The 26,823-nt window shown below is 61.0% G+C and carries 24 protein-coding genes; 22 read left to right on the forward strand and 2 right to left on the reverse strand.

Annotation, left to right across the window (positions count from 1 at the left end; translation table 11 throughout):
- The first annotated feature begins 84 nt into the window (after positions 1–84).
- From FS777_RS20025 to FS777_RS20035, 3 genes are all read left to right on the forward strand, one after another.
- The gene (locus FS777_RS20025; protein WP_058602651.1) at positions 85–561 is read left to right on the forward strand and encodes a sigma-70 family RNA polymerase sigma factor; all 477 of its coding nucleotides are present in this window, start codon (positions 85–87) and stop codon (positions 559–561) included.
- A gap of 153 nt (positions 562–714) precedes the next feature.
- The gene (locus tag FS777_RS20030) at positions 715–1,188 is read left to right on the forward strand and encodes a response regulator (protein ID WP_058639751.1); all 474 of its coding nucleotides are present in this window, start codon (positions 715–717) and stop codon (positions 1,186–1,188) included.
- Positions 1,189–1,261: 73 nt separating this feature from the next.
- Entirely contained in the window at positions 1,262–2,581 is a 1,320-nt protein-coding gene (locus FS777_RS20035; RefSeq protein WP_144965070.1) for an MFS transporter, read from the forward strand.
- 99 nt (positions 2,582–2,680) lie between these two features.
- On the opposite strand, the gene FS777_RS20040 is transcribed toward FS777_RS20035, so the two are convergent.
- On the reverse strand, positions 2,681–4,345 hold the full coding sequence (locus FS777_RS20040; protein WP_058602654.1) for an electron transfer flavoprotein-ubiquinone oxidoreductase: 1,665 nt from the start codon (positions 4,343–4,345) through the stop codon (positions 2,681–2,683).
- A 585-nt stretch (positions 4,346–4,930) separates the two neighbouring features.
- Between FS777_RS20040 and FS777_RS20045 the strand changes: the two genes are divergently transcribed.
- From FS777_RS20045 to FS777_RS20085, 9 genes are all read left to right on the forward strand, one after another.
- Positions 4,931–5,680 (forward strand): electron transfer flavoprotein subunit beta/FixA family protein, encoded by a 750-nt coding sequence (locus FS777_RS20045; RefSeq protein WP_023533596.1) that lies wholly within the window; start codon positions 4,931–4,933, stop codon positions 5,678–5,680.
- A complete protein-coding gene (locus FS777_RS20050) occupies positions 5,681–6,610 on the forward strand; it encodes an electron transfer flavoprotein subunit alpha/FixB family protein (RefSeq protein WP_058602655.1) in 930 nt (309 codons plus the stop codon).
- 75 nt (positions 6,611–6,685) lie between these two features.
- A complete protein-coding gene (locus FS777_RS20055) occupies positions 6,686–7,507 on the forward strand; it encodes an ABC transporter substrate-binding protein (RefSeq protein WP_145257312.1) in 822 nt (273 codons plus the stop codon).
- A gap of 9 nt (positions 7,508–7,516) precedes the next feature.
- Positions 7,517–7,870: a DUF4398 domain-containing protein gene (locus FS777_RS20060; protein WP_058639747.1), complete on the forward strand. Its 354-nt coding sequence runs from the start codon at positions 7,517–7,519 to the stop codon at positions 7,868–7,870.
- Entirely contained in the window at positions 7,870–8,679 is an 810-nt protein-coding gene (locus tag FS777_RS20065) for an OmpA family protein (protein WP_100852658.1), read from the forward strand. Before FS777_RS20060 ends, FS777_RS20065 begins: the two co-directional genes overlap by 1 nt.
- 293 nt (positions 8,680–8,972) lie before the next feature.
- The gene (locus tag FS777_RS20070) at positions 8,973–10,415 is read left to right on the forward strand and encodes a PLP-dependent aminotransferase family protein (RefSeq protein ID WP_058602659.1); all 1,443 of its coding nucleotides are present in this window, start codon (positions 8,973–8,975) and stop codon (positions 10,413–10,415) included.
- Positions 10,416–10,479: 64 nt separating this feature from the next.
- Positions 10,480–10,944, forward strand: a complete 465-nt coding sequence (locus FS777_RS20075) for a hypothetical protein (protein WP_058639745.1) — start codon at positions 10,480–10,482, stop codon at positions 10,942–10,944.
- A gap of 126 nt (positions 10,945–11,070) precedes the next feature.
- The gene (locus FS777_RS20080; RefSeq protein ID WP_027916297.1) at positions 11,071–11,325 is read left to right on the forward strand and encodes a YkgJ family cysteine cluster protein; all 255 of its coding nucleotides are present in this window, start codon (positions 11,071–11,073) and stop codon (positions 11,323–11,325) included.
- A gap of 33 nt (positions 11,326–11,358) precedes the next feature.
- Positions 11,359–11,964 carry an START domain-containing protein gene (locus FS777_RS20085; protein WP_058602662.1) on the forward strand — a complete coding sequence of 202 codons (606 nt, stop codon included), beginning with the start codon at positions 11,359–11,361 and terminating at the stop codon, positions 11,962–11,964.
- Between the two features lie 110 nt (positions 11,965–12,074).
- Here FS777_RS20085 and gltA read toward each other — a convergent pair whose 3' ends face one another.
- A complete protein-coding gene (gene gltA, locus FS777_RS20090; protein ID WP_058639744.1) occupies positions 12,075–13,364 on the reverse strand; it encodes a citrate synthase in 1,290 nt (429 codons plus the stop codon).
- A 352-nt stretch (positions 13,365–13,716) separates the two neighbouring features.
- On the opposite strand from gltA, the gene sdhC reads away from it, so the two are divergent.
- The 10 genes from sdhC to brnQ all read left to right on the forward strand — a co-directional run bounded on the left by sdhC (position 13,717) and on the right by brnQ (position 26,767).
- The gene (gene sdhC, locus FS777_RS20095) at positions 13,717–14,103 is read left to right on the forward strand and encodes a succinate dehydrogenase, cytochrome b556 subunit (RefSeq protein ID WP_008091902.1); all 387 of its coding nucleotides are present in this window, start codon (positions 13,717–13,719) and stop codon (positions 14,101–14,103) included.
- Positions 14,097–14,465, forward strand: coding sequence for a succinate dehydrogenase, hydrophobic membrane anchor protein (sdhD, locus tag FS777_RS20100; RefSeq protein WP_023533603.1), 369 nt, complete (start codon positions 14,097–14,099; stop codon positions 14,463–14,465). Before sdhC ends, sdhD begins: the two co-directional genes overlap by 7 nt.
- A gap of 3 nt (positions 14,466–14,468) precedes the next feature.
- Complete coding sequence (gene sdhA / locus FS777_RS20105) at positions 14,469–16,241, forward strand: succinate dehydrogenase flavoprotein subunit (RefSeq protein WP_058602663.1); 1,773 nt, start codon at positions 14,469–14,471, stop codon at positions 16,239–16,241.
- Between the two features lie 11 nt (positions 16,242–16,252).
- Complete coding sequence (locus tag FS777_RS20110) at positions 16,253–16,957, forward strand: succinate dehydrogenase iron-sulfur subunit (RefSeq protein WP_023533615.1); 705 nt, start codon at positions 16,253–16,255, stop codon at positions 16,955–16,957.
- 239 nt (positions 16,958–17,196) lie between these two features.
- A complete protein-coding gene (locus FS777_RS20115; RefSeq protein WP_058602664.1) occupies positions 17,197–20,028 on the forward strand; it encodes a 2-oxoglutarate dehydrogenase E1 component in 2,832 nt (943 codons plus the stop codon).
- Between the two features lie 42 nt (positions 20,029–20,070).
- The gene (gene odhB, locus FS777_RS20120; RefSeq protein WP_078478823.1) at positions 20,071–21,291 is read left to right on the forward strand and encodes a 2-oxoglutarate dehydrogenase complex dihydrolipoyllysine-residue succinyltransferase; all 1,221 of its coding nucleotides are present in this window, start codon (positions 20,071–20,073) and stop codon (positions 21,289–21,291) included.
- Positions 21,292–21,385: 94 nt separating this feature from the next.
- Positions 21,386–22,822 (forward strand): dihydrolipoyl dehydrogenase, encoded by a 1,437-nt coding sequence (gene lpdA / locus FS777_RS20125; RefSeq protein WP_058602666.1) that lies wholly within the window; start codon positions 21,386–21,388, stop codon positions 22,820–22,822.
- Positions 22,823–22,994: 172 nt separating this feature from the next.
- Positions 22,995–24,161, forward strand: a complete 1,167-nt coding sequence (gene sucC / locus FS777_RS20130) for an ADP-forming succinate--CoA ligase subunit beta (RefSeq protein ID WP_023533614.1) — start codon at positions 22,995–22,997, stop codon at positions 24,159–24,161.
- Positions 24,161–25,045, forward strand: coding sequence for a succinate--CoA ligase subunit alpha (gene sucD / locus FS777_RS20135; protein WP_004376004.1), 885 nt, complete (start codon positions 24,161–24,163; stop codon positions 25,043–25,045). The genes sucC and sucD overlap by 1 nt, the downstream gene beginning before the upstream one ends.
- Before the next feature lie 408 nt (positions 25,046–25,453).
- A complete protein-coding gene (gene brnQ / locus FS777_RS20140; RefSeq protein WP_145257315.1) occupies positions 25,454–26,767 on the forward strand; it encodes a branched-chain amino acid transport system II carrier protein in 1,314 nt (437 codons plus the stop codon).
- The last annotated feature ends 56 nt before the right edge of the window (positions 26,768–26,823 follow it).

The following is a 26,823-nucleotide window of genomic DNA, read 5'->3' on the forward strand; positions in this document are numbered from 1 at the left end:
GATAATTTGTAAGATTCCAATTTGATATCACCTGCGACCATCTGGGCTGCGCGGGGCCTTCATCGGGCGATTCAGGGTGCCGCCGTGGAACACTATTATCGCGAGTTGGTCAATTTCCTGAGCGCACGCCTTGGCAGCCGCCAGGCTGCCGAAGATGTGGCCCATGACGCCTACGTTCGGGTACTGGAGCGTGTCGATGCGCAAGTGATCGAACACCCTCGGGCGTTTCTTTATCGCACCGCGCTCAATCTGGTGGTGGATCGACATCGGCGCCACTTGATTCGCCAGACCGAACCGCTGGAAGTGCTCGACGAGGGCGTTCAGTGGCAGCACACGGTCTGGTCCCAGGACATGCACCACGCCCAGCGGCTGGACCTGCTCAAGCGCGCCTTGGACGAATTGCCCAAGCCATGCCGTGACAGCTTTCTGCTGCGCAAGCTCGAAGGCTTGTCCCACCCGCAGATCGCCGAGCGGCTAGGCCTGTCGCGTAGCCTGGTGGAGAAGCACATCGTCAATGCCATGAAACACTGCCGGCAACGCATGCGCCAGTGGGAGTCCTGACGGCACGCCGCGCAAACTGCACATTCTGTTGGGCCGCCGCTTGCTTTCCGAGGGTTTCCCGGCTTGTATCTAGGGGTATCAATGCCGGACCTGGCATGGGCTTGACGGGCTCGGCCAGGTCTTGGGCGCTCCTACCACTGTCCAGGTTCGACCATGGCCAACAAGTCCTTGCGTATCCTGATTGCCGATGCCCACCCGCACCAACGCCTGCAACTGGAGCGTATGCTCAATGGCCTGGGGTATTACCGTATTGCCCCTGTCGACAGTTTCGAGGAGCTGCAGCGCCTGGTACTCGGTGCCCTGCAGCCCTTCCACCTGCTGCTGGGCAACATCGAATTGGCCAGCCACGCAGGCGTAGACCTGGTACGGTTTTGCCGGGTCAGCACGCAGATCCAGCATGCCCTGCTTTACCATTGCGCCCAGCTGAAGGTGCCTGCGGTGCCCCAGGCCGAGCGCCAGGCGGTCAGCCTGAGCCTGCCCCACGTACCTGACGATGACGCCCTGGCGTCGTTCATGTCCATCATCGACGCACCCGTGGTGGTGGGCACCTTGCCTATGCCGGACGGGCTACGCAGGGCGGGCCCCAGAGCGCCCGGCAACCTGGCCCAGACGGTCTTTCATCGCTGAGCCGGGCAGTGTAGGGGCAATCGGGTCGCTATTTGCTATCCTCCGGCCTTTGACCATTGCTGCGAAACCTGCCATGACTGCCACCGATACCGCTCGTCCACCCCGGTTCACCCGCCGTGACCACAGGACGCTGGGCCTGGCTGCGCTGGGCGGCGCGCTGGAAATCTACGATTTCATCATCTTCGTCTTTTTTGCCCTGACCCTCAGCCAGCTTTTCTTCCCGCCCGAAATGCCTCAATGGCTACGGCTGCTGCAAAGTTTCGGCATCTTCGTCACCGGTTACCTGGCCCGGCCGTTGGGTGGCATCCTGATGGCGCATTTCGCGGATCACCTGGGCCGCAAGCGCGTTTTCAGCCTCAGCATTCTGATGATGGCGCTGCCTTGCCTGCTCATCGGCGTCATGCCGACGTATGCCGACATCGGCTACGCGGCGCCGTTGTTGTTGCTGGCTCTGCGCATTCTGCAAGGGGCTGCAGTAGGCGGTGAAGTGCCCAGTGCCTGGACCTTCGTTGCCGAACATGCACCGCCCGGGCGACGCGGCTATGCCTTGGGTTTTCTGCAGGCCGGGCTCACGTTCGGTTATCTGCTGGGCGCCCTGACGGCAACCTTGCTGGCCCACGTGTTCTCGCCCGAGGAAATACTCAGCTACGCCTGGCGTTATCCGTTCCTGCTGGGGGGCGTGTTCGGGGTCATCGGCGTGTGGTTGCGCCGCTGGCTGAGTGAAACGCCGGTTTTTGTGGCCTTGCGCAGCCAGCAGGCCCCGGTGAAGTTTCCCTTGCGACAGGTGCTTGGCGAACATAAACGTGCCTTGGCGCCAGCGGCGTTGCTGACCTGCGTGCTGACCTCGGCAGTGGTGGTGCTGGTGGTGATCACCCCGACGGTCATGCAGCAGCGCTTTGGCATGAGTGCCGGGGATACCTTTGCCCTGAGCAGCGTGGGCATCGTGTTTCTGAATCTGGGCTGTGTGCTTGCCGGGTTGTTGGTAGACCGCGTGGGCGCGTGGCGGGCGCTGCTGCTGTACAGCGTGCTGCTACCCCTGGGGATCGGCGTGCTCTATGCCAGCCTGATCGGGCACTGGGGCATGACATGGGTGGCCTATGCCCTGGCGGGCTTGTCGTGCGGCGTGGTGGGCGTGGTGCCCTCGGTCATGGTCGGGCTGTTCCCCGCGCAGATTCGCGTATCGGGTATTTCGTTCACCTACAACGTGGCCTATGCGCTGTGGGCCAGTATCACGCCCTTGGCGCTTATCGCACTGATGCCATGGAGCCCTTGGGTATGTGTGGGTTTCTGTCTGGTGATGGGCGGGGTAGGGGTAATGACGGCGGTGTACTTCGGGCGCCGAGAGCCCCTGGCGGCGGGTGAACCTGGGCTTGAGCTCTCGCGCACGGCCTGACACGTGCGACCCTGCCGTTTCCGAGCACGCCCTGGCCGATATAAAAAGCCCCCGGTTCGAGAGAACCGGGGGCTTTTTATATCGGCCAGGGCGAGGTGACTACATGTTCGGGTAGTTGGGCCCGCCAGCGCCTTCGGGCGTGACCCAGGTGATGTTCTGGGCCGGGTCCTTGATATCGCACGTCTTGCAGTGCACGCAGTTCTGCGCGTTGATCTGGAAACGCTTGCTGCCATCTTCCTGAGTGACTACTTCGTAGACGCCTGCCGGGCAATAACGCTGAGCAGGTTCGTCATACAGCGGCAGGTTGCTGGCGATCGGAATGGTCGGGTCGGCCAGCTTCAGGTGGCAGGGCTGCTCTTCTTCATGGTTGGTGCTGGACAGGAACACCGAGCTGAGCTTGTCGAAGCTGAGCTTGCCGTCGGGCTTGGGGTATTCGATCTTTTGCGAGTCTGCGGCCAGCTTCAGGCAGGCATAGTCAGGCTTGGTGTCGCGCAGCGTGAAGGGCAGCTTGCCGGCGAACCAGTTCTGGTCGATGTAGTTGAACGCAGCACCCAGCAACGGGCCGAACTTGTGCATGGCCGGGCCGAAGTTGCGGCTGGCGAACAGTTCTTCATGCAGCCAGCTGGCCTTGAAGGCGCTGACATAGCCGTCTAGCTGGTCACCGCCCTCACTGCCGGCGATCAGGGCGTCAGCGACGGCCTCTGCAGCGAGCATCCCCGACTTCATGGCCGTATGGCTGCCCTTGATCTTGGCAACGTTCATGGTACCCAGGTCGCAGCCGATCAGGGCGCCGCCTTTGAATACCATCTTGGGCAGCGAGTTGATGCCGCCCTTGGCCAGCGCGCGCGCACCATAGCTGATGCGTTTGCCGCCTTCGAGGTACTGGCTGATCACCGGGTGGTGCTTCAGGCGCTGGAACTCGTCGAAGGGCGACAGGTAGGGGTTGGCATAGGACAGGTCGACGATCAGCCCGACGACCACCTGGTTGTTCTCCAGATGGTAGAGGAACGAGCCACCGGTGTTGTCCTTGGCCATGACGTCCAGCGGCCAACCGGCGGTATGCACCACCAGGCCTTGCTGGTGTTTGGCTGGGTCGATTTCCCACAGTTCCTTGAGCCCGATACCGTAGTGCTGCACGTCCGAATCGCTGTCCAGTTTGAAGCGCTTGATCAGTTGCTTGCCGATGTGGCCACGGCAGCCTTCGGCGAACAAGGTGTATTTGGCGCGCAATTCCATGCCTGGCGTGTACAAGCCTTCCTTGGGCTGGCCTTCGCGATCGACCCCCAGGTCGCCCGTGACGATGCCGCGTACGACGCCGTCTTCGTCGAACAGCGCTTCCTGGGCTGCGAAACCTGGGTAGATCTCGACACCCAGGTTCTCGGCCTGCTGGGCCAGCCAGCGGCACAGGTTGCCCAGCGAGATGATGTAATTGCCCTGGTTGTGCATGGTCTTGGGCACGAACAGGTCAGGTACCTTGGTGGCGCTGCCGGCATCCTTGAGCACGTAGATGTCGTCACGCTTGACCTCGGTGTTCAGCGGCGCGCCCAGCGCCTTCCAGTCCGGGAACAGCTCGTTCAGGGCGCGTGGCTCGAACACGGCGCCGGAGAGAATATGGGCACCGACTTCGGAGCCTTTTTCCACCACGCAGACGCTGATTTCGCTACCGGCTTCGGCGGCCTTCTGCTTCAGGCGGCAGGCGGCGGACAGGCCCGCCGGGCCGGCGCCGACGATGACCACGTCGAATTCCATGTATTCGCGTTCCACAGGTTCTCTCCTACTCATCAAGGCTCATAGCTGTTGCTTTGTCTTATGGGTGCGCGGACATTCGCAGCGGTGGCCAGGCCACCAGGTTGTAGCTGGGCAAATGACGAACTACACCGTTTTGTCTTGGACGCGCATTATATCTACACCACTTGACCGGTCCAATACAAACGTTTGTTTGAATTTGCCGCAGCCCAGTAAAATCAAAGGAAGGCGGCTGGAAGGTGACCGATTTGCCGTATTGACCGGATGGGGTGATACGGTCAAGATACGAGCGGTTTTACGTTCGCCGTAGGCTTGCAGCCGGGCGCAGGTACACCTCTAAAGACCAGGTGTGGAGCAGGGTTTTCAAGCGTTCAAGCGGTTTGTAGTGAAGTCTACACGCCACGACAGCAAATGACCCGCGTGCATTTTTGCCCCAGGCATGTGCACATCAGTGATGGGTCGGCGAACGCCGGGGCGCACTTGGTTGCGTTCACCATGAAAACTTCGTCTGCGGCTTGTTTCCAGAGGTGCCCTTGTACCCACGCGTATCGCAGGGCCTAGTCCCAGGCGACTATCTATTCACCGGAGAGTAACGAGGAATCCATGAAGGTTCTTGTAGCTGTCAAACGAGTGGTCGACTACAACGTCAAGGTTCGCGTCAAGGCGGACAACTCCGGCGTCGACCTTGCTAACGTCAAGATGTCCATGAACCCCTTCTGCGAAATTGCCGTGGAAGAGGCCGTTCGCCTGAAAGAAAAAGGCGTTGCGACCGAGATCGTCGTCGTATCCGTCGGCCCGACTACCGCCCAGGAGCAGTTGCGTACCGCCCTGGCGCTGGGTGCCGACCGCGCCATCCTGGTCGAAGCAGCCGACGAACTGAACTCCCTGGCTGTGGCCAAGGCGCTCAAGGCCGTGGTCGACAAGGAGCAGCCGCAGCTGGTCATCCTCGGCAAGCAGGCCATCGACAGTGACAACAACCAGACTGGCCAGATGCTCGCCGCACTGACCGGTTACGCCCAGGGTACTTTCGCGTCCAAGGTCGAAGTCGCTGGCGACAAGCTCAACGTCACCCGTGAAATCGACGGCGGCCTGCAAACCGTCGCGCTCAACTTGCCGGCCATCGTCACCACCGACCTGCGCCTGAACGAGCCGCGCTACGCGTCGTTGCCCAACATCATGAAGGCCAAGAAGAAGCCGCTCGAGACCCTGACGCCGGATGCGCTGGGCGTTTCCCTGGCCTCTACCAACAAGACCCTGAAAGTGGAAGCACCCGCTGCCCGTGGCGCTGGCATCAAGGTCAAATCGGTGGCCGAACTGGTCGAGAAGCTGAAGAACGAAGCGAAGGTAATCTAAATGACTATCCTGGTTGTCGCTGAATACGAGAACGGTGCCGTTGCGCCGTCCACCCTCAATACCGTTGCTGCTGCCGCCAAGATTGGTGGTGACGTGCACGTACTGGTCGCCGGTCACAATGTAGGTGCCATTGGCGAATCCGCCGCCAAGATCGCCGGCGTGGCCAAGGTTCTGGTCGCCGATAATGCCGCTTACGCCCATGCGCTGCCCGAGAACGTTGCGCCGTTGATCGTCGAGCTTGCCCAGGGCTACAGCCACGTGCTGGCCCCGGCCACCACCAATGGCAAGAACACCCTGCCGCGCGTTGCAGCGCTGCTGGACGTCGATCAGATCTCCGAAATCATCTCGGTCGAATCTGCCGACACCTTCAAGCGCCCGATCTACGCGGGTAACGCCATCGCTACCGTGCAGTCGAGCGCCAGCGTGAAGGTCATCACCGTGCGCACGACCGGCTTTGATGCCGTGGCTGCCGAGGGTGGCGCCGCCGCTGTCGAGGCGGTGGGTGCTGCCCATGATGCTGGCATCTCGGCGTTCGTTTCCGAAGAGCTGGCCAAGTCCGATCGCCCTGAGCTGACCGCTGCCAAAATCGTCGTTTCCGGCGGGCGCGGCATGGGTAACGGCGATAACTTCAGCCACCTGTACAGCCTGGCCGACAAACTGGGTGCCGCTGTTGGCGCTTCCCGTGCAGCGGTCGATGCGGGCTTCGTGCCCAACGACATGCAGGTCGGCCAGACCGGCAAGATCGTCGCTCCGCAGTTGTACATCGCCGTCGGTATCTCGGGCGCCATCCAGCACCTGGCCGGTATGAAGGATTCCAAGGTGATCGTGGCGATCAACAAGGACGAAGAAGCACCGATCTTCCAGGTTGCCGACTACGGCCTGGTTGCCGACCTGTTCGAAGCCGTGCCGGAGCTGGAAAAGCTGGTCTGATCCGCTGGCTTCACTTATAAAGAACCCGGCCCTCTTGTTGAGGGCCGGGTTTTTTTTATGGTCGAGGAGTATGGGATGAGGTTGGGTGCAACGGGCAGGACGCTGGCCTGCATGACAGTTCTGGTATCGCCACTGGCGATGGCGGCAGGCAAGTGCGAACGCCTGGTGGCCACCGGCAGCCCCGACGCGCCGCCCTATTCGTGGCAGGATCCTAAAGACCCTAAGCACCTGATTGGCGCCAACGTCGACTTGCTGCGCCAAGTCGCGGGCAAGCTGGGTATCAAGGTGGAAGTGCTCAATGCCGGCCGGCGCGATCAGGCCCTTGAGGAGGTGCGCAGCGGGCGCATGGATCTGCTGCTCGATGCGCCGTTGCAAGTTGAGCAATTGACATCGCTGGACTACATCCACCCGCCGTTGCAACTCAATGAGTATCTGGTATGGACGCGGCACGATGCCGAGTTGACCTTCGATGGCCCAGCCGACCTGGCGCGGTATCGGGGAAGTCTTTCGGAGCGAGCGCGGTTGACCCCCGCGTTCACCGCGTTTGCCAAAGACCAGTTGAAACCGGTGATGGCGCAGAATCTGACCCAGGCCTTTCAGAAGTTGGTACTCGGCCAAGTAGACTACGTGCTAGCCGGTCGTTACTCGGGCATGGCCATGGTCCAGAGCCTGGGCATGAACGATGCCCTGATTGCCCGCGGCCTACCCGTTGATCGACCCGGGCTTTACGTGGCGCTGTCCCATGACTCGGCGTGCAACGACAGTTGGCTGCGTGGGCATTTGGCGGAAAAACTGACAGAATTGCCCATCTCCGGTACGTCCGATGCTGTGCTGCAGACCAATCTCGAGCGCTGGAAGGCGCAATTGCAGGTGCAGGGCGACGCCCCCAAACACTAGGAAGATCGCGTGAAAACCCAACCTTTGATCCTTGCCATGGCCGTGCTTGCCCTGGCTGGCTGCGCCAACGACCCTGTCCCGGATGAGCAGATGCGCCTCTCCGAACAGGCCCTGGAACAAGCAAAAGCGGTTGGTGCTACCGACCAGGTCGAAGCGTTCAAGCTGGCCGAAGACAAACTGGGACGTGCTCGTACAAACATGCTCACACAGGATTTTCGCGACGCTCGCATGCGCGCCGAACAGGCTGAGCTCGATGCTCGGCTGGCCGAGGCACAAGTGTTGAACCAAAAGAGCGATGAGCAGTTGCAACTGCTGCAATCGAGGATTAAGCGCCTGCGCAAACAATTGGAGGTGCAGCCATGATGGCGCGTGGTTCTTTCACGGTACTGACGTTGCTGGCCCTTGCAGCAGGCCTGACCGGTTGCGCCAGCCAGCGCAGCACGGCCGCGCTGGATCAAGCCGCTGCCAGCTTCCAGAAGGTCAAGGACGACTCGGATGTGCTGCGCAGCGCGCCGCGTGATGTGATCCGCGCTGGCGAGTCGCTGTCGCGCGCCGAGCGTTTGTCCAGCTACATGGGTACCGGTGCCGATGTGCGCCATTACGCCTACCTCAGTCAACGCTATAGCGAAATTGCCAGTGAGCACGCCAAGCTTGCGCTGAATCAGGAACGCCAGGCCAAGCTCGACTTGGAACGCCAACGGCTGCAATTGGCGCTGCGCGAGGCCAAGCTGGCCAGCGTGCAGCAACAGGGCAAATGGGTCGAGTCGCAGATCGTCGCACTGGCGTCGGAGCAGCCCGACCGTGGCTTGGTCATGACGCTGGGTGACGTACTGTTCGATACCGGCAGCGCCGATCTCAAGAACTCGGCCAGCCGGACGGTGCTCAAGCTTGTGCAGTTCCTCCAGCTCAACCCCCGCCGCATAGTGCGCATCGAAGGTTATACCGACAGCACTGGCACGCCTGAAGAGAATCTCAAGCTGTCCCGCGACCGGGCGCAGGCCGTGGCCGATATGCTGGCCGACCTGGGCATCGATGAAAAACGGATGCAAGTCGAGGGCTATGGCGACCAATACCCGGTTGAGGTCAACGCCTCGGAGCGGGGTAGGGCGCAGAATCGACGGGTCGAGATCGTGTTCTCCGACGACAAGGGCAAGCTCGCGCCAGCACGCTGATGGATGGGTGTCAGGCCCGGGCAATGGGTCATGCTGGCCGTCGAAATGGGCAGTGCATGGCAGCCGTTGCCCCTGCGCGTGAATGACTTTTGGGCGCTTGCCACCTGCCGGATAGGCTCATGACCAGCATGCCCGCACACCGTTTAAGTGCCGGTGCTGCAAATCGCTTCCAAGCACGTGTACCGTTGACTATTCTGTCATCTGTCCCAGTACACTTTGCAACTGTTCCGGTATCCTGAACCGCAGTGAGCGACACAAGAATAATGAGCCTGTCCGCGCGTCGAGATCCAGCCATGACCAACCTGCTGTTATACCAGCGTATCGCCCAGCAACTGGCCGAAGACATCCGGCGCGGTGTCTACCAGCCAGGCGAACGGGTGCCTTCGGTGCGCAAGATGAGTGCACAGCTCAATGTCAGCCATGCCACCGTCCTGCAAGCGTATGCCAACCTGGAGGACCAGGGGTTGATTCGCGCGCGTCCCCAGTCTGGCTATTATGTGCACCAGACCCCGGCGCTAACGGCGCCCACGCCGGACATCGCGCGCGTGGAGCGCCCCGGTCTGGTGACCCGGGCCAGCATCATCCAGCAGGTGCTGACCGAGGCGCGCCGCGATGGCGTATTCGCCTTCGGCGCGGCCGTGCCACATGTCGACTATCTGCCCGTGCGAGCCTTGCACCAGCAACTGGCCAAGGTGACACGCTTTCACAGCCCGCGCGCCTTCAGCTACATGTTCAGCCCAGGCTTCGAGCCCCTGCGTCGGCAGATCGCCATTCGCATGCGCGACGCCGGCGTGCTGGTCGACCCTCAGGAGGTGATCGTCACCCATGGCTGTGTCGATGCGTTACAGATGTCGCTGCGTGTGCTCACCAAGCCCGGCGACCTGATCGCGGCCGAGTCGCCGACCTACTACGGTCTTCTGCAATTGGCGGACTTGCTCGGATTGAAAGTGATCGAGATCCCCAGCGACCCCTCGACCGGCATCAGTCTCGAGGCCTTGCAATTGGCCGCCAACCAATGGTCCATCAAGGCGTTGGTGTTGACCGCGCGGTTGAGCAACCCGCTAGGAGGGACCGTTCCCGAAGAGCGGCAAAAGCAGTTGCTGCGCCTGGCATCGGACTACGACATCCAGATCGTCGAAGATGACATCTATGGCGAGTTGATGTTCGAGCAGGGCAAGACCAAGGCTTTGAAAGCGTTCGATCGTCTGGACAGGGTCATCTACTGCTCAAGCTTCTCCAAGACGCTCTCGCCTGGCGTGCGAGTGGGCTGGATGATTGCCGGCCGCTACCAGGACGAGATCCAGCGCTTGCAGACCTTCACCACCCATTCGGCGTGCAGCGTGACCCAGATGGCGGTAGCGGCTTACCTGGAAAACGGTGGTTATGATCGCCATCTTCGCTTCATTCGCCAGGAGTACCGCAAGAACCTCAGTGCGTATCAGTTGGCGGTGCAGCAGCACTTCCCGGAGGGCACTCAGATGACGCGCCCAACGGGCGGCTTCATTCTGTGGGTGAGCTTGCCTGGCCGGGTCAATACCCAGGAGCTGCACGTGCGGGCGCTGGAGCAGGGGATCAGCATCGCGCCGGGGCTGATTTTCAGCAACACCGAGCAGTTCAACCACTGTATCCGCCTGAACTGCGGGATTCCATGGAACAAGGAGGCCGAGCGCGCAGTCATCACCTTGGGACTACTGGCACAACAATTGTGCAGAGAGCCTGCAACCCCGCTTTTGTGAGGCTTGCCAGGCGGCTGCGGAACAGGGAGCATACGCATTTTCCATGGAGTTCTGTCCATTTGCCATGAACGCACTGCGCCGGTATCTGATGGTCTTGTGTCTGCTGCCCGTGGTTCTGCCGGGCAGCCCAGCCCAGGCTGCCCAGCCAGCAAGCCAGGCACAGTCCGGTACAGATAAAGCGCAAGTCAAACCCAAGGCACAGCAAAGTGCTCGCAAGGCAGTCAGCAAGCGCGCTAAATCGACGCACAAGAAGGTCAGCAAGCAAGTGGCCAAGCCATTGCCCAAAGCCAACCTCGACCTGAGCTTGCCGACCGAGCTGGTGGATAACCTGCAGCCGAATGTGGGTGAGCCATCGCCCATCAAGAAGCGCAAGCCCTTGCTGCCGCCGTTGTTCGTTGAAAAGTCCGAAGCCGACAGTCCATTTCAACTCAACGGCCGCTTGATCAGCAACGAAATGCAATTGCAGCTTCGCAACGACAGCCGCCGGGATGTCGAAGGCGCCGCCATCGATTTCGAGTACCGTCAGTGAGCGGGGACTGACCGGCCAGTCAGTGGATTTTCATCTGGGTGGCAATTTCAAACGTCTGTTTGAGCGGTTACTATCCGTGTGTGCCGCCCTATCCCGTTCTCTGGAGCCCTGAGTCACTTGAATGCCATGAAATGCCGCGAAGGCTGCGGCGCCTGTTGCATCGCGCCATCCATCACCTCAGCCATGCCACTGATGCCCGAGGGCAAGCCGGCAGGGGTGAGGTGTCTGCACCTTACCCCTGCGAACCTGTGCGACCTGTTCGGCAAACCCGAGCGGCCGGCGGTCTGTGGCGGTTTCAAGGCCGATCCCGAGGTGTGCGGCGCTGACAATGAAGAGGCGATCAGGATTCTGGGCTGGTGGGAGCGGGTAACGGCGGCGTGACAGGCTGGATCTTCGACAACAAGGATAAACATGATGAGATCGTTCAAGCGTATTGCGCTGCTGTGTGGCGTCAGTGTTCTGTTTGCACCTGTTGCCTTGGCTGAAAACTGGCAGGTGGCCAAGGACGAGGAGGGCATCAAGGTCTCTCTCAGTGAAGTGCCGGGCTCCAAGTACAAGGCTTACCGAGGCGTGACCGTCATCAAGGCGCCGCTGGCCAAGGTTCAGGCGTTGCAGGAGGATGTGGCCGGGGCTTGTGCCTGGATTCACGAGTGCAAGTTGCAGAAACTGCTCAAGCACGAGGGTGACCAGAGCTGGACCTACACCCAGTTCAATACACCCTGGCCTGTGACACCACGCGACTCCGTGCTGCGTGTAACCACGGTCAAGAGTGCCGATGGCAGTCTTACGCGCAACCTCGTCGAAGAGCCTGCCTACGTGCCCGAGGAGAAGGGCTTCGTGCGGGTGGCGAAGGTGGACGGTTTCTGGAAGCTGGTGCCCAAGGGTGACAGCACGGAGGTCACGTACCAGGTGCATACCGAGCCAGGCGGCAGTGTGCCGGCGATGGTTGCCAACAAGTTCGTGGTGGAAGCGCCGTTCAATACGCTCAAGGCGCTTCGGGCGCGCGCTGAGAAAAACTGACGTTTCTCTGCTGGATGGGTGAAGGGCCGCCTGTCACAAGAGGCGGTCAGCACTGGACCAACCAAAAAAGGCTGCCCGAGGGCAGCCTTTTGGCATTGGGCGTTGAACGCTTACTTGCGGTCGCTCAGTGCCACGATGTCGCGCTTCGCCTCGCCGGTGTACAGCTGGCGCGGGCGGCCGATCTTGTACGGGCTGGAGAGCATTTCTTTCCAGTGCGAAATCCAGCCTACGGTGCGCGCCAGGGCAAAGATCACGGTGAACATGCTGGTCGGAATGCCGATGGCCTTCAGGATGATGCCCGAGTAGAAGTCGACGTTCGGGTACAGCGAGCGCTCGATGAAGTAAGGATCGGTCAGGGCGATCTCTTCCAGGCGCATGGCCAGTTCGAGCTGCGGGTCGTTCTTGATGCCCAGCTCGCGCAGGACTTCGTCGCAGGTCTGCTTCATCACGGTGGCGCGCGGGTCGCGGTTCTTGTAGACGCGATGGCCGAAGCCCATGAGCTTGAACGGATCGTTCTTGTCCTTGGCCTTGGCGATGAAGGTGTCGATGTTGGACACATCGCCAATCTCATCGAGCATGGTCAGTACCGCTTCGTTGGCACCGCCGTGGGCCGGGCCCCAGAGTGCCGCGATGCCGGCAGCGATGCAGGCGAACGGGTTGGCACCCGACGAACCTGCCAGGCGCACGGTGGAGGTGGAGGCGTTCTGCTCGTGGTCGGCGTGGAGGATGAAGATCCGGTCCATTGCCTTGGCCAGCACCGGGCTGATCGGTTTGATCTCGCACGGGGTGTTGAACATCATGTGCAGGAAGTTTTCCGCATACGACAGGTCGTTGCGCGGGTACATCATGGGCTGCCCCATGGAATACTTGTACACCATCGCGGCCAGGGTCGGCATCTTTGCGACCAGGCGCACCGCGGAAATTTCGCGGTGTTGCGGGTTATTGATGTCCAGGGAGTCGTGGTAGAAGGCCGACAGGGCGCCGACCACACCGCACATCACCGCCATCGGGTGAGCGTCGCGGCGGAAGCCGTTGAAGAACGTCTTGAGCTGTTCGTGAACCATGGTGTGGTTCTTGACGGTGCTGACGAACTGGGCTTTCTGCTCGGCATTGGGGAGTTCGCCGTTGAGCAGCAGGTAGCAGGTCTCGAGGTAGTCGGACTGTTCGGCCAGTTGTTCGATGGGATAGCCGCGATGCAGCAGGATACCCTTGTCGCCGTCGATGTAGGTGATCTTCGACTCGCACGAGGCCGTTGCCATGAAACCAGGGTCGAAGGTGAAGTGACCAGTGGCCCCCAACCCGCGGACGTCGATTACATCAGGACCAACCGTGCCGGTTAAAATGGGCAGCTCGACGGGGGCAGTGCCCTCGATGACCAACTGCGCTTTTTTGTCAGCCATGTGGCCTCCTATTAATGCTTGAAATCATCAGACAGACCCCCCACGCAGGGCCCGCACCACTATAGAGGGATAAATTCAGATGTCAATTTGCCTAAAGGCTTGTTGAATCAGCTGTTCAAGCCTGATTTTTCCCGAAATTCTCGCCCATTTACGCCTTTTCCTCCTTAAAGGCAATGCGCTATTCGGGCTACCCCCTCACGTTGTCATGAGCAGCCTAACTGTCTATACTCGGCACCCGACCGCCAGGGGCTTGCAAGCCCGACCTGCTGGGGGTCGCCGTTCCCTGGGTGGTGGGTACCTGACCAGTACACTTACCAACAACTTTGCCCTGATTCGCTAGGGGCTCTTCAGTGTGAAAAAAGCCGTGAAAAGCCAACGACCTGTAAACCTAGACCTAAGGACCATCAAGCTTCCTGTCACCGCGTACACGTCCATCCTGCACCGTATCTCCGGCGTCATTCTGTTCATCGGCCTTGCCATCATGCTGTATGCACTGGGCAAGTCGCTGGGTTCGGAGGAAGGCTTCGGTGAAGTGAAGGCGTGTCTGACCAGCCCGCTGGCCAAGTTTGTGACCTGGGGCCTGTTGTCCGCCCTGCTTTATCACCTCGTGGCAGGTGTTCGTCACCTGATCATGGACATGGGTATCGGCGAGACGCTGGAAGGCGGCAAGCTGGGCTCGAAAATCGTGATCGTCATCTCCGTGGTGCTGATCGTTCTGGTGGGAGTTTGGGTATGGTAACCAACGTCACGAACCTGTCGCGTTCGGGCCTCTATGACTGGATGGCGCAGCGCGTCTCGGCGGTCGTTCTCGCGGCTTACTTCATCTTCCTGATCGGCTACGTGGTCGCCCACCCAGGCATCGACTATGCCCAGTGGCATGCCCTGTTCTCCAACAACGCGATGCGGATCTTCAGTCTGCTGGCCCTCGTTGCCCTCGGCGCTCACGCCTGGGTTGGCATGTGGACCATTGCTACCGACTACCTGACGCCTATGTCGTTCGGCAAGTCGGCAACTGCGATTCGTTTCCTGTTCCAGGCGGTATGCGGCGTTGCGATGTTCGCTTACTTCGTCTGGGGTGTGCAGATTCTCTGGGGTATCTGATCCATGGCTAGCATTCCAACCATTTCTTTCGACGCCATCATCATCGGTGGCGGCGGCGCCGGCATGCGCGCAGCGCTGCAGCTGGCCCAGGGCGGTCACAAGACTGCCGTGGTCACCAAGGTCTTCCCGACCCGTTCGCACACCGTATCCGCCCAGGGCGGCATCACCTGCGCCATCGCTTCGGCCGACCCGAACGACGACTGGCGCTGGCACATGTACGATACCGTCAAGGGCTCGGACTACATCGGTGACCAGGACGCTATCGAATACATGTGCCAGGAAGGCCCGGCTGCGGTCTTCGAATTGGACCACATGGGCCTGCCGTTCTCGCGTACCGAAACCGGCCGTATCTACCAGCGCCCGTTCGGCGGCCAGTCCAAGGACTTCGGTAAAGGTGGCCAGGCTGCCCGTACCTGTGCCGCTTCCGACCGTACCGGTCACGCGCTGCTGCACACCCTGTACCAGGGCAACCTGAAAGCCGGTACCACCTTCCTCAACGAATACTATGCCGTTGACCTGGTGAAGAACCAGGAAGGCGCCTTCGTCGGCGTGATCGCGATCTGCATCGAAACCGGCGAAACCATGTACATCAAGTCCAAGGCCACCGTTCTGGCCACTGGCGGTGCTGGCCGTATCTACGCCTCCACCACCAACGCCCTGATCAACACCGGTGACGGCATCGGCATGGCCCTGCGCGCCGGTGTTCCGGTGCAGGACATCGAGATGTGGCAGTTCCACCCGACCGGTATCGCCGGCGCCGGCGTACTGGTCACCGAGGGATGCCGCGGTGAGGGTGGTTACCTGATCAACGCCCACGGCGAGCGCTTCATGGAGCGCTACGCACCAAACGCCAAAGACCTGGCCGGCCGCGACGTGGTTGCCCGTTCCATGGTCAAGGAAATCATCGCCGGCAACGGCGTGGGCCCGAACAAGGACCACGTACTGCTGAAGCTGGACCACCTGGGCGAGGAAGTGCTGCACAGCCGTCTGCCAGGCATCTGCGAACTGTCCAAGACCTTCGCCCACGTTGACCCTGTCGTTGCGCCAGTGCCGGTCGTTCCGACCTGCCACTACATGATGGGTGGCGTTGCCACCAACATTCATGGCCAGGCCATCACCATGGACGAAGAAGGCAATGATCACATCATTCCTGGCCTGTTCGCCGTAGGTGAAGTGGCGTGCGTATCGGTTCACGGTGCAAACCGCCTGGGCGGCAACTCGCTGCTCGACCTGGTGGTATTCGGCCGTGCTGCCGGCCTGCACCTGGAGAAGGCGCTGAGCGACGGCATCGAGCACCTCGACGCCAGCGACACCGACATCGACGTTGCCCTGAATCGCCTGAACAAGCTCAACGAGCGCTCCACCGGCGAAGACGTAGCCAGCCTCAAGCGCGAATTGCAGAGCTGCATGCAGAACTACTTTGGTGTGTTCCGTACCGGCGAGTACATGCTCAAGGGTATCGAGCAACTGGCTGGCCTGCGTGAACGTATTGCCAACGTCAAGATTAACGACAAGTCCCAGGCCTTCAACACCGCGCGTATCGAAGCGCTGGAGCTGCAGAACCTGCTGGAAGTTGCCGAAGCTACCGCCATCGCGGCCGAAGCCCGTAAAGAGTCGCGCGGCGCTCACGCCCGTGAAGACTTCGAAGACCGTGACGACGAGAACTGGCTGTGCCACACCCTGTACTACCCGGGTGTCAAGCGCGTTGCCAAGCGTGGCGTCAACTTTGCGCCGAAGACCGTGCCGGCCTTCGAACCAAAAATCCGGACCTACTAAGGGTGGCTGCTATGTTGAAAGTCGAAGTTTATCGCTACAACCCCGACACCGACGCGGCCCCCAAGATGGAGTCGTTCGACGTCGATACCGGCGGCAAGGACCTGATGGTTCTGGATGTATTGGCGCTGATCAAGGAAAAGGACGAGGGCTTCTCGTACCGTCGCTCCTGCCGTGAAGGCGTGTGCGGTTCCGATGGCATGAACATGAACGGCAAGAACGGCCTGGCCTGCATCACCCCGCTGTCGGGCGTGGTCAAGGGCAACAAGCTGGTACTGCGTCCGTTGCCTGGCCTGCCGGTCATTCGTGACCTGGTCGTGGACATGAGCATCTTCTACAAGCAGTACGAGAAGGTGAAGCCGTTCCTGCAGAACGATACGCCGCCTCCGGCCATCGAACGTCTGCAGTCGCCGGAAGACCGTGACAAGCTGGACGGCTTGTACGAGTGCATCCTGTGCGCGTGCTGCTCCACGTCCTGCCCGTCGTTCTGGTGGAACCCGGACAAGTTCCTGGGCCCCGCCGCGCTGTTGCAGGCCTACCGTTTCCTGGCCGACAGCCGTGACACCAAAACCCAGGAGCGCCTGGCGTCCCTGGATGACCCGTTCAGCGTATTCCGCTGCCGCGGGATCATGAACTGCGTCAACGTTTGCCCTAAAGGTCTCAATCCGACCAAGGCGATCGGCCACGTACGTAACATGCTGCTGCAAAGCGGCACCTGATACACGTTGTACCTGCAGTACGCCGACGTGCGGGTGTAACACCCGCACCGAGGTAAAACCCGAACGGGGCTCACAAAGCCCCTGTTCATTACCTATGAAGATGAGACCAGCAGGGGCTTTCCGGGCTGGTACCCGGAAAATCAGCAGGATCCAGGTGGCGTGGTTCAGTCGCTGTTTTCGGACCGTTCCAGGTTTTCATGGCTCTCGCCGATCAGTCCCCTAATCGAGGGTGACCAAGCATGCAAGAAAGCGTGATGCAGCGCATGTGGGAAAGCGCCCACCTTTCAGGTGGTAACGCTGCATATGTGGAAGAGCTCTACGAACTCTACCTGCACGACCCTAACGCTGTGCCAGAAGAGTGGCGCACCTACTTCCAGAAGTTGCCCGCCGACGGCAGCACCGCTACCGACGTATCGCACTCCACGATCCGCGATCATTTCGTACTGCTGGCAAAGAACCAGCGCCGCGCCCAGCCGGTATCTGCCGGGAGCGTGAGCAGTGAACACGAGAAGAAGCAGGTTGAAGTGCTGCGACTGATCCAGGCCTATCGTATGCGCGGCCATCAGGCTGCCAAGCTCGACCCCTTGGGGTTGTGGCAGCGCCCTGCGCCCGTAGACCTGTCGATCAATCACTACGGCTTGACCAATGCCGATCTTGATACGACCTTCCGTGCCGGCGACCTGTTCATCGGCAAAGAGGAGGCGAGCCTACGCGACATCCTCGATGCGCTCCAGAAGACATATTGTCGCACCATTGGCGCCGAGTTCACCCACATCGTCGATTCCGAGCAGCGCAGCTGGTTCCAGCAGCGCCTGGAAAGCGTGCGTGGCCGTCCTGAATTCTCCGCCGACGTGCAGTCCCACCTGCTCGAGCGCGTCACCGCAGGCGAAGGCCTGGAGAAATACCTGGGTACCAAGTACCCGGGCACCAAGCGTTTTGGCCTGGAAGGTGGCGAAAGCCTGATCCCGATGCTGGACGAAATGATCCAGCGCTCCGGCTCCTACGGCACCAAAGAAGTCGTCATCGGCATGGCCCACCGCGGTCGCCTGAACGTGCTGGTCAATACCTTCGGCAAGAACCCGCGCGAGCTGTTCGACGAGTTCGAAGGCAAGAAGATGAACGAGCTGGGCTCCGGTGACGTGAAGTATCACCAGGGCTTCTCTTCTAACGTGATGACCCCAGGCGGCGAAGTCCACCTGGCCATGGCGTTCAACCCGTCCCACCTTGAAATCGTGTCGCCTGTGGTCGAAGGCTCGGTGCGCGCCCGTCAGGACCGCCGCAACGACAGTGTTGGCGACAAGGTGCTGCCTATCTCCATCCACGGCGACGCGGCCTTCGCAGGTCAGGGCGTGGTGATGGAAACCTTCCAGATGTCGCAGACCCGCGGTTTCAAGACCGGCGGTACCGTGCACATCGTGATCAACAACCAGGTTGGCTTCACCATCAGCAACCCGCTCGATGCGCGCTCGACCGAGTACGCCACCGACGTGGCCAAGATGATTCAGGCGCCGATCCTGCACGTCAATGGCGACGATCCGGAAGCCGTGTTGTTCGTCACCCAGCTAGCCGTCGATTACCGCATGCAGTTCAAGCGTGACGTGGTCATCGACCTGGTTTGCTACCGTCGCCGCGGTCACAACGAGGCCGACGAGCCCAACGGCACCCAGCCGCTGATGTACCAGCAGATCACCAAGCAGCGCACCACCCGCGAGCTGTACGCCGAGGCCCTCATCCAGGCAGGCCGCATCGACGCCGAGCGCGCCCAGTCCAAGATCGACGACTACCGCAGTGCGCTGGACAACGGCCTGCATGTGGTCAAGAGCCTGGTCAAGGAGCCGAACCGAGAGTTGTTCGTGGACTGGCGCCCCTACCTGGGTCACGCCTGGACGGCTCGCCACGACACCCGCTTCGACCTCAAGACCCTGCAGGAGCTGTCGGCAAAACTGCTGGAGCTGCCTGAAGGTTTCGTGGTCCAGCGTCAGGTCGCCAAGATCTACGAAGATCGCCAGAAGATGCAAGCCGGTGGCCTGCCGATCAACTGGGGCTACGCCGAAACCATGGCCTACGCCACGCTGCAGTTCGAAGGGCACCCGATCCGCATGACCGGCCAGGACATCGGACGCGGCACCTTCTCCCACCGTCACGCGGTGCTGCACAACCAGAAGGACGCCAGCACCTACGTACCGCTGAAGAACCTGTACCCGGGCCAGCCACGCTTCGAACTGTACGACTCCTTCCTGTCCGAGGAAGCGGTGCTGGCATTCGAGTACGGCTACTCCACCACCACGCCGAACGCGTTGGTGATCTGGGAAGCTCAGTTCGGCGACTTCGCCAACGGTGCGCAAGTGGTGATCGACCAGTTCATCACCAGTGGCGAGCACAAGTGGGGCCGTCTGTGCGGCTTGACCATGCTGTTGCCGCACGGTTATGAAGGCCAGGGCCCAGAGCACTCCTCGGCGCGCCTGGAGCGTTACCTGCAGCTATGTGCAGAGCAGAACATTCAGGTCTGTGTGCCGACCACGCCGGCGCAGATCTATCACCTGCTGCGTCGTCAGGTCATTCGCCCGCTGCGCAAGCCGCTGATCGTGCTCACGCCCAAGTCGCTGCTGCGTCACAAGCTCGCCGTCTCGACGCTCGAAGACCTGGCGGAAGGTTCGTTCCAGACCGTCATTCCGGAAATCGACACCCTCGATCCGGCCAAGGTCGAGCGCCTGGTGCTGTGCGGTGGCAAGGTCTACTACGACCTGCTGGAAAAACGTCGTGCCGAAGGCCGCGAAGACATTGCGATCGTGCGTATCGAGCAGTTGTATCCGTTCCCGGAAGACGACCTGGTCGAAATCCTGGCGCCGTACACCAACCTCAAGCACGCGGTCTGGTGTCAGGAAGAGCCGATGAACCAGGGCGCCTGGTACAGCAGCCAGCACCACATGCGTCGTATCCTGGGCCGCCACAACAAGGCGCTGAACCTGGAATACGCCGGTCGCGAAGCTTCTGCCGCGCCAGCCTGTGGTTACGCTTCCAAGCACGCCGAACAGCAGGAACGACTGCTGCAAGACGCGTTCACCGTTTAACGCCTTCGCGCATCTGAAACCGAATTTAAGGAAACACTGATAATGGCTATCGAGATCAAAGCCCCAACCTTCCCGGAATCGGTTGCCGACGGCACCGTTGCCACCTGGCACAAGCAGCCAGGCGACGCCGTCAAGCGGGACGAGCTGATCGTCGACATCGAGACCGACAAGGTCGTGCTGGAAGTGCTGGCCACTGCCGACGGCGTGTTGGGTGACATCGTCAAGGGCGAGGGCGATACCGTCCTGTCCGACGAAGTGCTGGGTTCGATCGTGGAGGGCGGCGCTGCTGCCGCTGCACCTGCTGCTGCGCCTGCCCAGGCCGCCGCACCGGCCGCCGCCGCTGCCGACGCCGGTGAAGACGACCCGGTCGCTGCCCCTGCTGCCCGCAAGCTGGCAGAAGAAAATGGCATCGACCTGGCCAGCGTGTCGGGTACCGGTAAAGGCGGTCGCGTGACCAAGGAAGATGTGGTCGCTGCCGTGGCCAACAAAAAGTCGGCGCCTGCCCCGGCGGCCAAGCCTGCCGCTGCAGCACCGGCACCGGTCGTGACCGCCGCTGGCGATCGTACCGAGAAGCGTGTGCCGATGACCCGTCTGCGCGCCAAGATCGCCGAGCGCCTGGTCGAAGCCCAGTCCAACATGGCCATGCTGACCACCTTCAACGAAGTCGACATGACCGAAGTCATGGCCCTGCGTTCGAAGTACAAGGACCTGTTCGAGAAGACCCACAACGGCGTGCGCCTGGGCTTCATGTCGTTCTTCGTCAAGGCTGCGACCGAAGCGCTCAAGCGCTTCCCGGCTGTCAACGCCTCGATCGACGGCAACGACATCGTCTACCATGGTTACGCGGACGTTGGTGTAGCGGTCTCCAGCGACCGTGGCCTGGTGGTCCCGGTACTGCGCAACGCCGAGTCCATGAGCCTGGCCGAAATCGAGAACGGTATCGCCACCTTCGGCAAGAAAGCCCGTGACGGCAAGCTGGCCATCGAAGAAATGACCGGCGGCACCTTCACCATCACCAACGGTGGTACCTTCGGTTCGATGATGTCGACGCCGATCGTCAACCCACCACAAGCCGCGATCCTGGGCATGCACAACATCATCCAGCGCCCGATGGCCATCAATGGCCAAGTGGTGATTCGCCCGATGATGTACCTGGCGCTGTCCTACGATCACCGCCTGATCGACGGCAAGGAAGCGGTGACCTTCCTGGTGACCATCAAGAACCTGCTGGAAGATCCGTCCCGCCTGCTGCTGGACATCTAATCGCGCAGCTGTAAGCTGCGAGCGACAGGCTTCAGATCGAAGCCTGTCTGTCTTGCGGCTTGCAGCGGCCGCTTGAGCTAACAAGGAATCTTTTATGACCCAGAAATTCGACGTGGTAGTGATTGGTGCCGGTCCTGGCGGCTATGTAGCTGCTATCAAGGCCGCCCAACTTGGTCTGAAGACTGCCTGCATCGAGAAGTACACCGACGCCGAGGGCAAGCTGGCCCTGGGCGGCACTTGCCTCAACGTAGGCTGCATTCCTTCCAAGGCGCTGCTGGACAGCTCCTGGAAATACAAGGAAGCCAAAGAGAGCTTCAACGTCCACGGTATCTCCACTGGCGAAGTGAAGATGGACGTACCGGCGATGGTTGGCCGCAAGGCAGGCATCGTCAAGAACCTGACCGGCGGTGTCGCCACCCTGTTCAAGGCCAACGGCGTGACCTCCATCCAGGGCCACGGCAAGCTGCTGGCGGGCAAGAAAGTCGAAGTGACCAAGGCTGACGGCACCAGCGAAGTCATCGAAGCGGATAACGTCATCCTGGCTTCCGGCTCGCGCCCGATCGACATTCCGCCGGCCCCGGTCGACCAGAATGTGATCGTCGACTCCACCGGCGCCCTGGAATTCCAAGCTGTGCCCAAGCGCCTTGGCGTGATCGGTGCTGGCGTGATCGGCCTGGAACTGGGTTCGGTATGGGCGCGTCTGGGCGCAGAAGTGACCGTACTCGAAGCCCTGGACACCTTCCTGATGGCTGCCGACACCGCCGTCTCCAAGGAAGCCCAGAAGGTTCTGACCAAGCAAGGCCTGGACATCAAGCTGGGTGCGCGCGTCACCGGTTCCAAGGTCAACGGCGACGAAGTCGAAGTGACCTACACCAACGCCGAAGGCGAGCAGAAGATCACCTTCGACAAGCTGATCGTTGCGGTGGGCCGCCGTCCAGTGACCACCGACCTGCTGGCTGCCGACAGCGGTGTGAACATCGACGAGCGTGGCTACATCTACGTCGATGACCAGTGCGCGACCAGCGTGCCGGGCGTCTACGCCATCGGTGACGTGGTGCGTGGCCTGATGCTGGCGCACAAGGCCTCGGAAGAGGGCATCATGGTCGTCGAGCGCATCAAGGGTCACAAGGCCCAGATGAACTACGACCTGATCCCATCGGTCATTTACACCCACCCGGAAATCGCATGGGTCGGCAAGACCGAACAGTCCTTGAAGGCCGAGGGTGTTGAGGTTAACGTGGGCACCTTCCCGTTCGCGGCCAGCGGCCGTGCGATGGCGGCCAACGACACCGGTGGTTTCGTCAAGGTCATCGCCGATGCCAAGACCGACCGCGTACTGGGTGTGCACGTGATTGGCCCATCGGCTGCCGAACTGGTACAGCAGGGCGCAATCGCAATGGAATTCGGCACCAGTGCCGAGGATCTGGGCATGATGGTCTTCAGCCATCCAACCCTGTCCGAAGCGTTGCACGAAGCAGCGCTGGCGGTGAATGGCGGTGCCATTCACGTCGCCAACCGTAAGAAGCGTTAATCATAAGAAACCACGGCGGGCTGCCCGTCGTGAGTCTTGCGTGCATGACTCACCGCGGAAAGTCCGCCGGACCGGATCACATGGGATAACCCGGGGTCAACGGTCACAGGTGGTGCGGCGCCAGTGATGGCGCAGCGCCGAAGCGCAGTACCTAACGAAGACGGTAAAAAGCATGAATCTTCACGAGTATCAGGGTAAGCAGCTGTTCGCTGAGTACGGCCTGCCAGTTTCCAAGGGTTTCGCGGTCGACACCCCTGAAGAAGCGGCAGAAGCCTGCGACAAGATCGGCGGGAACGAGTGGGTCGTCAAAGCCCAGGTTCACGCTGGTGGTCGCGGCAAAGCGGGCGGCGTCAAGCTGGTTCGCAGCAAGGAAGACGCCAAGGCGTTCGCTGCACAGTGGTTGGGCAAGAATCTGGTCACCTACCAGACCGATGCCAACGGTCAACCCGTCTCCAAGATTCTGGTCGAATCCTGCACCGACATCGCCAAAGAGCTGTACCTGGGCGCTGTGGTCGATCGCTCGAGCCGCCGCATCGTGTTCATGGCCTCCACCGAAGGTGGCGTGGACATCGAGAAAGTCGCTCACGACACACCTGAAAAAATCCTCAAGGCCACTATCGATCCACTGGTCGGCGCTCAGCCGTTCCAAGGTCGCGAGCTGGCGTTCCAGCTGGGTCTGGAAGGCAAGCAAGTGCAACAGTTCGCCAAGATCTTCGTGGGCCTGGCCAAGCTGTTCAAGGATCACGATCTGGCCCTGCTGGAAGTGAACCCGCTGGTGATCAAGGCCGACGGCGACCTGCACTGCCTCGATGCCAAGATCAACATCGATGCCAACGCCATGTACCGTCAGCCCAAGCTGAAAACCTTCCACGACCCGTCCCAGGACGATGCCCGTGAAGCCCACGCTGCCAAGTTCGAACTGAACTACGTTGCCCTGGAAGGCAACATCGGCTGCATGGTCAACGGTGCTGGCCTGGCCATGGGTACCATGGACATCGTCAACCTGCATGGCGGCAAGCCAGCCAACTTCCTCGACGTGGGCGGCGGTGCTACCAAGGAACGCGTTACCGAAGCGTTCAAGATCATTCTGTCCGACAGCAATGTCGCGGCCGTTCTGGTCAACATCTTCGGCGGCATCGTTCGCTGCGACATGATTGCCGAAGGCATCATCGGTGCTGTGAAGGAAGTCGGCGTGAAGGTGCCGGTCGTCGTTCGCCTTGAAGGCAACAACGCCGAACTGGGCGCTAAAGTACTGGCAGAAAGCGGTTTGAACATCATTGCTGCAACCAGCCTGACCGACGCTGCTCAACAAGTTGTCAAAGCTGCGGAGGGCAAGTAATGAGCGTCCTGATCAATAAAGACACCAAAGTCATCTGCCAGGGCTTCACCGGCTCGCAGGGTACTTTCCACTCCGAACAAGCCATCGCCTACGGCACCAAGATGGTCGGCGGCGTCACTCCAGGCAAGGGTGGCACCACCCACCTGGGCCTGCCGGTGTTCAACACCGTCAAGGAAGCCGTTGAGGCGACCGGCGCCGATGCTTCGGTCATCTACGTACCAGCGCCGTTCTGCAAGGACTCGATCCTGGAAGCAGCGTTTGGCGGCATCAAGCTGATCGTGTGCATTACCGAAGGCATTCCGACCCTGGACATGCTGGACGCCAAGGTCAAGTGCGACGAGCTGGGCGTGACCCTGATCGGCCCTAACTGCCCAGGCGTCATCACGCCGGGCGAGTGCAAGATCGGCATCATGCCGGGTCACATTCACTTGCCAGGCAAGGTCGGTATCGTGTCGCGCTCCGGCACCCTGACCTACGAAGCTGTCAAGCAGACCACCGACGCCGGCTTCGGCCAGTCGACCTGTGTCGGCATCGGCGGAGACCCGATCCCGGGCTCCAACTTCATCGACATCCTGAAGCTGTTCCAGGAAGACCCGAAGACTGAAGCGATCGTCATGATCGGTGAGATCGGCGGTTCGGCTGAAGAAGAAGCCGCAGCCTACATCAAGGCCAACGTCACCAAGCCTGTCGTTTCCTACATCGCCGGTGTTACTGCACCTGCGGGCAAGCGCATGGGCCACGCTGGCGCCATCATTTCGGGCGGCAAGGGCACTGCAGACGAGAAGTTCGCAGCCCTGCAGGACGCAGGTGTCAAAACCGTACGTTCGCTGGCTGACATCGGCAAGGCCTTGGCCGAGCTGACCGGTTGGGAAGTGAAGAAGTAATATTGCTGCACCCCCCACGCGCACAGAGGCCACCTTCGGGTGGCCTTTGTCGTATAGGGGCGCCGATTAATCTCGTGAAGATTTGCTCGTCAGGTCAGGGGGCCAAACGGATTAGGTTTTCTCGATAGCTGTGATAGGAATTTTCGTACATACACCCTGTTCAACCAGCGGATAATACCGATCGTTCCGTTCACGCAGACGACAATGACGTACGCACATCGGACAACACGCACTGTGCAAGTGCGTTTGAAGGGTAAACCGGTTAATCTACGCGACTATTTTGTGCCCGTGCCCCAAAAGGGAACGACACGCTAAACGGGTCTGGCCTACCAAGCCGGGCAGCATTTCCCTCACCCATGGGGAAATCCCCTCACGAATCCCGATTTCAGCAGTGTGGTACTACCTCAAATGAAAGTTCTCAAAGGCCAGGATATCCTGGCGCTTGGCTTTATGACGTTCGCGCTTTTCGTAGGCGCTGGCAATATCATCTTTCCGCCCATCGTCGGCCTGCAATCCGGCCCGCACGTGTGGATGGCTGCGCTGGGCTTTTTGGTCACGGCGGTGGGGCTGCCTGTGATCACCGTGGTCGCCCTGGCCAAGGTCGGCGGTGGCATGGATGCGCTGAGCAGCCCGATCGGCAAGTTCTTTGGTGGCCTGCTGGCCGCCGTTTGCTACCTGTCGGTTGGCCCCTTGTTCGCAACACCGCGTACCGCGACGGTATCGTTCGAGGTGGGTGTAGCGCCGTTGACGGGTGAAAGCCCGCTGGCGCTGTTCATCTACAGCCTGGTCTACTTCATCGTGGTGTTGGCGGTGTCGATGTACCCTGGCAAACTGCTGGACACCGTGGGTCGGTTCCTGGCACCGCTCAAGATCATCGCGCTGGCCGTGCTTGGCATCGCGGCCTTCGCCTTGCCAGCGGGCACCATTGGCGAGGCGCAGCCTGCCTATGCTGCTGCCGCGTTCTCCAAGGGCTTCTCCGATGGCTACCTGACCATGGATACGCTCGGGGCGCTGGTATTTGGCATCGTCATCGTCAACGCCATCCGCTCGCGCGGCGTGGAGTCGCCCAAGTTGATCACTCGCTATGCCATCATTGCCGGGCTGATTGCCGGTGTTGGCCTGGCGCTGGTGTATATCAGCCTGTTCCGCCTGGGCGCCGGTAGCCACGAAATCGCGGCAGGGGCCAGCAACGGGGCGGCTGTGCTGCACGCCTATGTGCAACATACCTTCGGCTCGTTGGGCAGCGGCTTCCTGGCCGTGTTGATCGCACTGGCGTGCCTGGTGACTGCCGTGGGCTTGACCTGCGCCTGTGCCGAGTACTTCAGCCAGATCCTGCCGTTGTCCTACCGCGCGCTGGTCGTGATCCTGGCAGGCTTCTCGCTGCTGGTGTCCAACCTCGGGCTGACCAAGCTGATCATGTTCTCGATCCCTGTGCTCACCGCCATCTACCCGCCGTGCATCGTCGTGGTGGGGCTGAGCTTCGTGAACGAGCTGTGGAACTCGCCAACGCGCATCCTCGGCCCGGTGATGCTGGTCTCGTTGCTGTTCGGCATGGTAGATGCCGTCAAAGGTAGCGATATTGCCCACGTGCTCCCGGACTTCATGACTCACTTGCCCTTGAGCGATCAGGGCCTGGCTTGGCTGGTGCCGTCGGTGGTGACCTTGGCGGGTGCAGTGGTATGCGATCGCATGCTCGGCAAGCCCCGCCAGGCCATGGCATGAGTTGCTAAGCCCAGGGTGCGGCATCGGCCACAAGCCACGAGATGCTGGACCCACTG

This window comes from Pseudomonas sp. DE0157 (assembly GCF_007678615.1).
GTDB lineage: Bacteria > Pseudomonadota > Gammaproteobacteria > Pseudomonadales > Pseudomonadaceae > Aquipseudomonas > Aquipseudomonas parafulva_B.

Excerpts from the sequence above, each read along its gene's own strand:
- FS777_RS20085 (WP_058602662.1), top strand. The coding sequence starts at position 11,359 with ATGAGATCGTTCAAGCGTATTGCGCTGCTGTGTGGCGTCAGTGTTCTG.
- gltA (WP_058639744.1), bottom strand. The coding sequence starts at position 13,364 with ATGGCTGACAAAAAAGCGCAGTTGGTCATCGAGGGCACTGCCCCCGTC.
- FS777_RS20070 (WP_058602659.1), top strand. The coding sequence starts at position 8,973 with ATGACCAACCTGCTGTTATACCAGCGTATCGCCCAGCAACTGGCCGAA.
- FS777_RS20045 (WP_023533596.1), top strand. The coding sequence starts at position 4,931 with ATGAAGGTTCTTGTAGCTGTCAAACGAGTGGTCGACTACAACGTCAAG.
- FS777_RS20075 (WP_058639745.1), top strand. The coding sequence starts at position 10,480 with ATGAACGCACTGCGCCGGTATCTGATGGTCTTGTGTCTGCTGCCCGTG.
- odhB (WP_078478823.1), top strand. The coding sequence starts at position 20,071 with ATGGCTATCGAGATCAAAGCCCCAACCTTCCCGGAATCGGTTGCCGAC.
- FS777_RS20110 (WP_023533615.1), top strand. The coding sequence starts at position 16,253 with ATGTTGAAAGTCGAAGTTTATCGCTACAACCCCGACACCGACGCGGCC.
- FS777_RS20030 (WP_058639751.1), top strand. The coding sequence starts at position 715 with ATGGCCAACAAGTCCTTGCGTATCCTGATTGCCGATGCCCACCCGCAC.
- sucC (WP_023533614.1), top strand. The coding sequence starts at position 22,995 with ATGAATCTTCACGAGTATCAGGGTAAGCAGCTGTTCGCTGAGTACGGC.
- FS777_RS20035 (WP_144965070.1), top strand. The coding sequence starts at position 1,262 with ATGACTGCCACCGATACCGCTCGTCCACCCCGGTTCACCCGCCGTGAC.
- FS777_RS20080 (WP_027916297.1), top strand. The coding sequence starts at position 11,071 with ATGAAATGCCGCGAAGGCTGCGGCGCCTGTTGCATCGCGCCATCCATC.
- FS777_RS20055 (WP_145257312.1), top strand. The coding sequence starts at position 6,686 with ATGAGGTTGGGTGCAACGGGCAGGACGCTGGCCTGCATGACAGTTCTG.
- sdhA (WP_058602663.1), top strand. The coding sequence starts at position 14,469 with ATGGCTAGCATTCCAACCATTTCTTTCGACGCCATCATCATCGGTGGC.
- FS777_RS20115 (WP_058602664.1), top strand. The coding sequence starts at position 17,197 with ATGCAAGAAAGCGTGATGCAGCGCATGTGGGAAAGCGCCCACCTTTCA.
- FS777_RS20065 (WP_100852658.1), top strand. The coding sequence starts at position 7,870 with ATGGCGCGTGGTTCTTTCACGGTACTGACGTTGCTGGCCCTTGCAGCA.
- FS777_RS20050 (WP_058602655.1), top strand. The coding sequence starts at position 5,681 with ATGACTATCCTGGTTGTCGCTGAATACGAGAACGGTGCCGTTGCGCCG.
- sdhD (WP_023533603.1), top strand. The coding sequence starts at position 14,097 with ATGGTAACCAACGTCACGAACCTGTCGCGTTCGGGCCTCTATGACTGG.
- lpdA (WP_058602666.1), top strand. The coding sequence starts at position 21,386 with ATGACCCAGAAATTCGACGTGGTAGTGATTGGTGCCGGTCCTGGCGGC.
- brnQ (WP_145257315.1), top strand. The coding sequence starts at position 25,454 with ATGAAAGTTCTCAAAGGCCAGGATATCCTGGCGCTTGGCTTTATGACG.
- sucD (WP_004376004.1), top strand. The coding sequence starts at position 24,161 with ATGAGCGTCCTGATCAATAAAGACACCAAAGTCATCTGCCAGGGCTTC.